Below are 8,150 nucleotides of genomic sequence, written 5' to 3' on the forward strand. Positions count from 1 at the left end.
TGCCTGATACTCACGATCACGCGCCTGTTTTGCAGAGCCACCAGCAGAGTCACCCTCTACCAAAAATAACTCTGAGCGCATCGCATCGACCCCGGAGCAATCTGCAAGTTTCCCTGGTAGCGCAGGTCCGGAAGTCACCTTTTTACGGACGACTTTTTTACTAGCGCGCATTCTCTTTTGTGCATTATTGATGCACAAGGTAGCGAGCTGCTCAGCCTCATCCGTATGTTGGTTTAACCAAAGACTAAACGCATCTTTGACAACCCCCGAAATAAACGCGGCAGCTTCTCGAGAAGACAATCGCTCTTTGGTTTGACCAGAAAACTGAGGGTCAGCGAGTTTCGCCGAAAGGACAAAACAGCTTTTGTCCCAAATATCCTCTGGGCCTAACTTAAGGCCGCGCGGCAACAAGTTTCGAAACTCACAAAACTCACGCATCGCCTCCAAACAGCCGGTTCTAAAGCCATTAACATGCGTTCCACCCTGCGCGGTTGGAATAAGGTTAACGTAGCTTTCCTGAGTGATGTCGCCACCTTCCGTTAACCACTGGATAGCCCAATCTACCGCTTCACTGTTGCCAGCCATTGATCCGGTAAACGGTACCTTTGGGCAGGTTTCAAAACCGTCAGTCGCACCAATCAAGTAATCCTTTAAGCCGTCTTCAAAATGCCATTCATCTTTCTCGTTGGTCTGCTTGTTGTTAAAGACCATGTGCAGTCCCGGACATAGGACCGCTTTAGCGCGAAGTACGTGTCGCAAACGCGAAATCGAGAACTTAACAGACTCAAAGTATTTCGCGTCGGGCCAAAAATGAACGAGTGTTCCAGTGTTACGTTTACCAACCGTATCGATGACTTCTAGGTCATGCGTTTTATCGCCATCCGCAAAAGCAATCTTGTGAAGATTACCGCTGCGGCGGATAAACACCTCTAATTTGGTCGAGAGCGCATTCACCACCGACACGCCAACTCCGTGAAGACCACCAGAAAAGCTATAGTTATCATTCGAGAATTTACCACCGGCATGCAATCGCGTAAGAATCAACTCAACGCCCGGAACACCCTCTTCAGAGTGAATATCAACCGGCATGCCACGACCATTGTCCGAAACGGATAACGAGCCGTCTTCATGAAGGACAACTTCTATCTTCGTCGCATGTCCGGCTAAGGCTTCATCGACGCTATTATCAATGACTTCTTGCGCAAGGTGGTTGGGACGGGTGGTCTCTGTATACATTCCCGGTCGTTTTTTAACCGGGTCTAACCCACTTAAAACTTCAATCGAGTCGGCGGTATATTGCTTATTAGACGAGGAGTTCTCAGACATAGCTCTTCTTACATAGATAGGGGGTACTCATATCTCGAGAGCTTAAACAATTCAGCGCCAAGCGCCAATAGCTAAGCACCAAGATGGGTGATGTTTAAGAAAAGAAAGACGCTCAGGGCAACGCGCGATCAATCTGGGGATCAAAGCTTTGAGCATACTCACTCGCTTCATCCAGATCTTGAAATGTCATAGAAAAACGCACCCCTTCCCTATCAGAGTTGAGTGTCAGGTATGCATCATCATTTGAAAGACGGTAAGCACCGAGCGCCTCGCCCGGATCAAACAACCGTCGATCACCATCATTGTCCGTACTCGCCTCTAGGTAATAATTGCCGCTGGGCACATCGTCAAAGCGAAAAGCCGTCGAACCATGAACGTGATCAAAAAAGGCAGATTGAACAACCTCATAAGATGAGGAAAACGAGGTTACACTCTCTTTTCGTACGAGATAAACGTAAACACCAGAAAGCGCACTAGAAAGAGATTCTGATGCTTTGTAAACAGGTATCGCCTTAATCTGCTGAGCACCACCATTTAAGGAATAACGCACTTCAACCTGCGCAGATTCTGCCAAATCAGACGCGACCGATGAATCAATCGTGATGGCATAGCGGCCCAAACCAAATCCATCCGTATCTTGCGCACTCAAGCTTAACCAAGGCGCAGTAAACGTCACGGAATCCACAAACAAAGAACCAGCACCAAGATTGCTCAAGGTTAGGACGAGCCTTTCATCGTCCTGTGTGAAACTCAATGATTCAGGAAACGCATCAAGCTTGTCGCTCAGCAAGCCACCCGACACCGCTACCGCTTTTTCTGCGTTTATGACACCGCGTCCGTAGAACGCACCGCTCTCACGCACATCTGTCAAAACGCCTCGATTCAGAAGAGAAGCAAAGCTAACCGAATCAAGACTCGGGTTGAGCTGCTTCATAAGCGCAACAACCGCTGTGACATGCGGCGCAGCGAAGGACGTTCCGACGAAAAATGCATACTGTGAAGTCGCAAAAGGCCCTAGTATGTCGTCATCGATACCGTCAAAGTAAATCGAGCTCGTATCAGTTCCGCCTGGCGCCATCAGCGATACATTCTGACCAAAATTCGAAAACAACGAGCGAAAGCCCTGATGGTTCACTGAGCCAACACCAAATACCTCAGGGTACTGCGCTGGATAAAACGCCGCATCACTTGCATCATTTCCGGCTGCGGCAATCACAACAACACCTGCGGCAACGGCATCACGTACCGCATCGGCAATCACAAAACTATCGGCATTCAACCCAAGAGATAAGTTAATCACATCGACTCTCGGGGATAATATGAGACCGTCAGTTGTTCGCAAGCCTGCGGCATAGCGAATACCATCGGCAATATCAAAAGCCGAACCAGAGCCCGTCTGATCAAGCACTCGAATCGGGATAATGTCCGCATCATACGCGATGCCCGCGATACCGGCTGAGTTGTTAGACTCAGCCGCTATCAAACCTGAGATATGGGTTCCGTGAAACGTACCGCCGGAAGGCTCACTGGAGTCTCCATCGCGACCGTCACCATCGCCATTCAGAGAGTTTGAAACAAAATCATACCCCTCGTTGAATAGTACATTGCCAAGCAAATCTTCATGCGTCGACGACACCCCCGTGTCAATTACGGCAACTCTCACGCCGGCCCCTGTCGAGGCTGCCCAAGCGTCTGGCGCCTTAATCTGATCGACATTCCACTGCAACGCGCCTAACGTATCGTTCACAGCATTCGCCACACGAGTAGACGTAATACTAGCGCGGTAATCGGGCTCCGCCCTTTCGCCTTTTTTCTGTTCGCGCTGGTGTGCTTCACGCAGGGCGCTCAGTTTTGCAAGATCTTCATCACTCTGGGAATTTGTTCGAACAAGCTGACCCCGATGATTCACATAAGCAATACGATCCGACGCTAATTCGGCATAACTGCCCTTCGCCAACGCAGATCCACTCGCGAGCGTTCTCGAGGTTTTTAGTTGATACAACACCGGTGTATTTCCAAACGATCCGGCATAGAGCTGGACTAAATACTCATCGTCTTGGTCTGCGACAAACTCAAGCTTTCTCGGCTGACTGACATTACGATCAAAAATAGCGACATTGGTATTCGATGATCTATACACGCGAAAAAACACATCTAACTGTGCATTTTCAAGACTTTCCGCCGACTGCAATGTGACAAAAAGTGATTGTCCCTCGAGCATCGGTAAGGAATAAAAATCACTCGTATCCTCAGCGAAGACTTCGCCGTTTCGATAGTTTCCTGAACGAGCACTCACATAGCCGCCCAGGCTAGTAGGATTGTTTAAACGCTGAGCAGAAGACACCTCGTTATTAAGCGGCGCTATCGTCGCGACGCCGGTAATTTGAGTATCCGCATCCTGCTCAGAGAAGTCATCGACGAACAACTCACCAGACAGAGAAACACGCGTTCCAATCAACTGGGTATCATCCGCTGCTTGAGCCAATGACGCAGCATCATCGCTCGCACCGCCACTGCCACCGCCACACGCAGTAAGGAGCAACGCACAAGCCAAACTAACCAGGCGATTCATCGCCTTCCCTGTTTGGCAAGTGGAACGATATGCAGGTGATGCATTGAATAATTTCAAGATGCTCTCGGCTAGATCGACTAGATTCTTTAATACGTACGCACGTTTTACCGATCGCGGATCGATGAAGCGTACCTAACAATTGTAGCAGCCTAATCCTTTCCCACCGTTATCTAGCGCTACGAATTGCGACAAATTAGTAAATTTTCGTCAACCCAACCGGGTAACTACGCTAAAAGTCCAGATCAGCACGATTACAAGAGGCATTATCTTTACCAATCGCGTTGCTGTTTGCCCATTCATTACCGCGCGACTCACAAGGAGATGCAAAAGCGACGCACCTTGTAAGCCATAACACCTACTTGGTAGACTTCTACTCGGCAAGGAAGCCAATACATTTCTCTATTCAAGGAACGAATATGAAGACCATAACTGATTCTCGTAGCGTCAGACGCTGCGCTATCGCATTGCAGAAAAACCTCCAATTCTTTTTGATCGCGCTCACGCTTGGGCTCGGCAGCAACCAAATTATTGCCTCCGTCATTTTCCAAGATGATTTTTCCCGAAGTAATTCGAATGACCCCGGAGCGAACTGGATAAGCGTCGAATCGGATGAGAACGATATTGCTATTTATAACCAACAACTTCGGCTGCGAGATTATTTGAATCCCAGCTCTACGCACGTTTCGCTCTTTATCGATGCAAGCGCCTTCACAGACATCTCGTTGTCTTTTTCTTGGCGCGTACTGAGCAGCACGGAGTCGAGCGACAGCCTGACCCTATCAATCGATGAAAACCCCGAAACGCAGAAACAGGCGTTGTTCTCGACCGGCCTGGGAAGCGCAGGAACATATTCCAAATCCCTTCGGCTTCAGGATCACTACTTGGGTTGGGTAGGTTTTTGGCTGGACGTAAATAGTTCGAGTGAGGCCGTTTACATAGACAACGTCCACATTCGCGGAGACCTTAAAACAACAAAAGATCAGCTGGATCCTTTTGAAGTTAGCGAGGCATCAAGCTTCGCTCTGCTCGTTGCGGGACTATTGGGGCTTATTGGAGTGCGCAGAAAACACAAAGCTCCGGAAATACAAAGCTACAACTGCGCAGCTTAAAACTAACTTGTTGCCAAGCTGAGAATTACACCCACAAACATGGCGACGACAAGCACAAACAAAATGCCAAACGCGATACCGATGATAATGAAATGGCTTGCCTTACCCTTTGTAAAATCGCGCTTGGCATTCTTCGACTTCTGCACACCGAGCATGGCATACAGCACGCTTTGCGTTGTTTCCCATAAACTCATCGACTCTTCCAAGCCGACATCCCGCTTTTCTGCTGCCGAAGCGTCGGCGTGCTGATTCGCTTCGTCCCTACTCAAATTCGTTTTACTTTTATTTGAATCGCTCATATCGCTGCCTAAGGACAAGGTGTCATCAAAGTTCTATTTAATCGCGAGATGCAAAGTCTCTTGTGCTAGCTCATCCAGAGTCATCTTACCCTTTTTGTCATACCAAGTGGTGGTCCAACTTATGGCTCCGGTGAGCAGGCGCCTCAAAACGAAGGTATCTCCAACGACCTTGCCCTCACTTTTGGCCCGATTCAATATATCCATCCAAAGCTGCTCATACTCACTGCGTAAATTGAGAATATAAGCTTGGTGGTCTTCCGATAAACTGCGCCACTCGTACACCAGCACCGACATTGCATCGCCGGTAAGACCATTTATAGCGTCAATCTCACACTTAATTAACGCATGCAACGCACTTTCTGTCGTCTTGGCCTCGTTAACGCGCCGTCGCATCAAGTGTGTATTGTAAATCACCACCTCTTTCATCATGGCCAAAAGAATCTCTTCTTTGGACTTGTAATGATGAAAAATACTTCCCGACTGAATCCCAACCGCCGCCGCCAAATCTCGCACTGTGGTGCGCTCGTAGCCCTTTGCTCGAAACAGCTTCGCAGCTTTCGCAAGCAAGCGCCCTTTTGCGGTGCGCGGGTCCGTCACAACCCCCTGCTCGACTAAATCATCGACAAGGTCCAGTTTTTCTTGCTCAACAATCACAGACACTAGTGCAACTCCATCTTCAAAATTCGAGGGCCAAAGATCGCCTTCGATCAAATGATCCAACATTTAAAAGATCATAACGAGCATATCTACTATTTACAAACCAAGCACTTGCTTGGTATGGTTCTGTCAGCGTTAATTGCGCACCCGGTCACAAGACGGATTTGCGCGCAATGCATCATGCAACACCACCTGTCTTAGCGAGGCATTTCAACTCATGACAGAGAAAAAAACGATAAGAATTGGTTGTGCATCGGCGTTTTGGGGCGATACCGAAACTGCGGCACAACAGCTCGTCGAAAAGGGCAACATCGATTATTTAGTGTTCGATTACCTGGCAGAAATCACCATGTCGATCATGGCTGGCCAGAAAATGAAAGATCCGAATGCAGGCTACGCGACCGATTTCGTAAAGACAGTCATGGGCCCTCTTCTTTCTCAAATAAAAGAGAAAGGCATTAAAGTGATCAGTAACGCAGGAGGCGTTAACCCTAAAGCCTGTGTTGCCGCATTAAGCGCGATTGCCGAGCAACAGGGAATCGAACTGAAAGTTGCCATGGTCGATGGCGACAATGTGCTGCCTCAAAAACGCAAGCTGGAGCAAGACGGCGTCGTTGAAATGTTCAACGGAACCTCGATCCCTCCGATGCTCGTGAGCATGAATGCTTATCTTGGTGCTCCTTCAATCGTGAAGGCGCTGGAGCAAGACGCGGATGTTGTGGTAACTGGCCGGGTGGTAGATAGCGCCGTTGTTCTTGGTGCGATGGTGCATGAGTTTGGCTGGAACTGGAATGAGTTTGATAAACTCGCACAGGGCTCGTTGGCCGGACATATCATTGAATGTGGTGCGCATTGCACCGGCGGCAACTTTACCGACTGGCACTTGGTAAAAGATGGCTTCGATGATATGGGCTTCCCAATTGTAGAGATCGATGATGAGGCGAGCTTCACCGTCACTAAGCCAGATAATACGGGCGGTTTGGTCTCTGTGCCGACGGTTGCCGAGCAAATCGTTTACGAAATTGGTGATCCGCACAACTATATTCTTCCGGATGTTGTATGCGACTTCTCGCAAGTAAAGCTTGAACAAATCACCGATAACATCGTTTCTGTCTCTGGCGCGATCGGTAAGCCGCCAACCGACTCCTACAAAGTATCAGCAACCTATCCTGACGGGTTCAAATGCACCGTTACATTCTTGCTCGCAGGCATCGAGGCAACCGCCAAGGCGCAAGCAGTGGCTGAAGCAATACTCACCAAAACATCCAGAATGATCGAAGCGAAGGGCTTAAAACCCTATTCGGAAACGTCGATAGAGCTACTCGGTTCCGAGGCGACGTACGGCCCACGATCCAATGCTGAACGCTGTCGCGAAATCGTCATAAAGATTTCAGTCGCTAGCCCGGATAAAAAGTCATTAGTGCTTTTCTCCAAAGAGATCGCCCAAGCAGCGACGGGAATGGCACCTGGCATTACAGGCATCGTCGGCGGACGTCCAACGGTCTGGCCAAAAATTCGATTATTCTCATGCTTGATCCCCAAATCAGATGTGCCAATGAGCGTCATCTGCGCTGATGAGACGCTGCCCGTCGATCATGAGTTTGATCAAGATCCGACAAGCTCCGCGGCAATCACGCCATCAACGCAGCTAAGTTCTTCTGCGGCGTTAGACGAGCCCTGTACTGAGACAGTACCGCTCATTCAACTCGCATACGCTCGAAGTGGCGACCAATGCCACTTCCTCCGCCTGTGACGATGATGGTTTTGCCTTCAAAAAGACCTTCTTTCAAAACTGACTGATAACCAGACATTCTTTCTTGTCCTCATTACTTCAAATGCGTTTGAGCTAGCGACAAAGTTCACCGGCTAGCTTGGCAGAGATTGGAATCGGGAACTCAAGCAGCTGTTGTGCAAAAGCTTTGCCTTGCGGGTCAATACGCAGGCTTGCGACGCCGCCTCCGCCAAGACTGTTTTCCAAAAGGAAATTCATTGCGTCAAAGCCTGGCATTGCCCAGCCGCGCACTTTGCCAGTGTCTTTTTCCAGCGTATGCGACATAAAGGCTGTGACGGCTTGCTCTGACAGGGCCGCTTGAATAAATGGAAGGTACTCTGGTTTACGAGCGATCACCCCGATGTTGGAATGATTGCCTTTGTCGCCACTTCGAGCGTATGCGAGTTGAATGAGCG

Annotated in this window: 6 protein-coding genes and 1 pseudogene; 2 read left to right on the plus strand and 5 right to left on the minus strand. The window is 49.1% G+C overall.

Features of this window, described 5'->3' with window-relative positions:
- Positions 1-1,326 (minus strand): DNA topoisomerase IV subunit B (locus A3751_RS13920; protein ID WP_197466353.1); only part of this gene is annotated, 1,326 nt, incomplete at its 3' end.
- 112 nt (positions 1,327-1,438) lie between these two features.
- Positions 1,439-3,898 carry a S8 family serine peptidase gene (locus A3751_RS13925; RefSeq protein ID WP_068457135.1) on the minus strand — a complete coding sequence of 820 codons (2,460 nt, stop codon included), beginning with the start codon at positions 3,896-3,898 and terminating at the stop codon, positions 1,439-1,441.
- 416 nt (positions 3,899-4,314) lie between these two features.
- Between A3751_RS13925 and A3751_RS13930 the strand changes: the two genes are divergently transcribed.
- Positions 4,315-5,007: a hypothetical protein gene (locus A3751_RS13930; protein WP_068457138.1), complete on the plus strand. Its 693-nt coding sequence runs from the start codon at positions 4,315-4,317 to the stop codon at positions 5,005-5,007.
- A 2-nt stretch (positions 5,008-5,009) separates the two neighbouring features.
- Here A3751_RS13930 and A3751_RS23585 read toward each other — a convergent pair whose 3' ends face one another.
- Both A3751_RS23585 and A3751_RS13940 read right to left on the minus strand, forming a co-directional pair.
- Complete coding sequence (locus A3751_RS23585; RefSeq protein ID WP_231876897.1) at positions 5,010-5,306, minus strand: DUF2970 domain-containing protein; 297 nt, start codon at positions 5,304-5,306, stop codon at positions 5,010-5,012.
- A 33-nt stretch (positions 5,307-5,339) separates the two neighbouring features.
- Positions 5,340-6,029 (minus strand): TetR/AcrR family transcriptional regulator, encoded by a 690-nt coding sequence (locus tag A3751_RS13940; RefSeq protein WP_068490240.1) that lies wholly within the window; start codon positions 6,027-6,029, stop codon positions 5,340-5,342.
- A gap of 151 nt (positions 6,030-6,180) precedes the next feature.
- Here A3751_RS13940 and A3751_RS13945 point away from each other — a divergent pair, with 151 nt between their 5' ends.
- The gene (locus tag A3751_RS13945; protein WP_068457141.1) at positions 6,181-7,716 is read left to right on the plus strand and encodes an acyclic terpene utilization AtuA family protein; all 1,536 of its coding nucleotides are present in this window, start codon (positions 6,181-6,183) and stop codon (positions 7,714-7,716) included.
- A 93-nt stretch (positions 7,717-7,809) separates the two neighbouring features.
- Here A3751_RS13945 and A3751_RS13950 read toward each other — a convergent pair.
- Positions 7,810-8,150 (minus strand): annotated as a pseudogene (locus A3751_RS13950) (terpene utilization protein AtuA); the annotation flags it as partial.

Source organism: Oleiphilus sp. HI0080 (genome assembly GCF_001635135.1).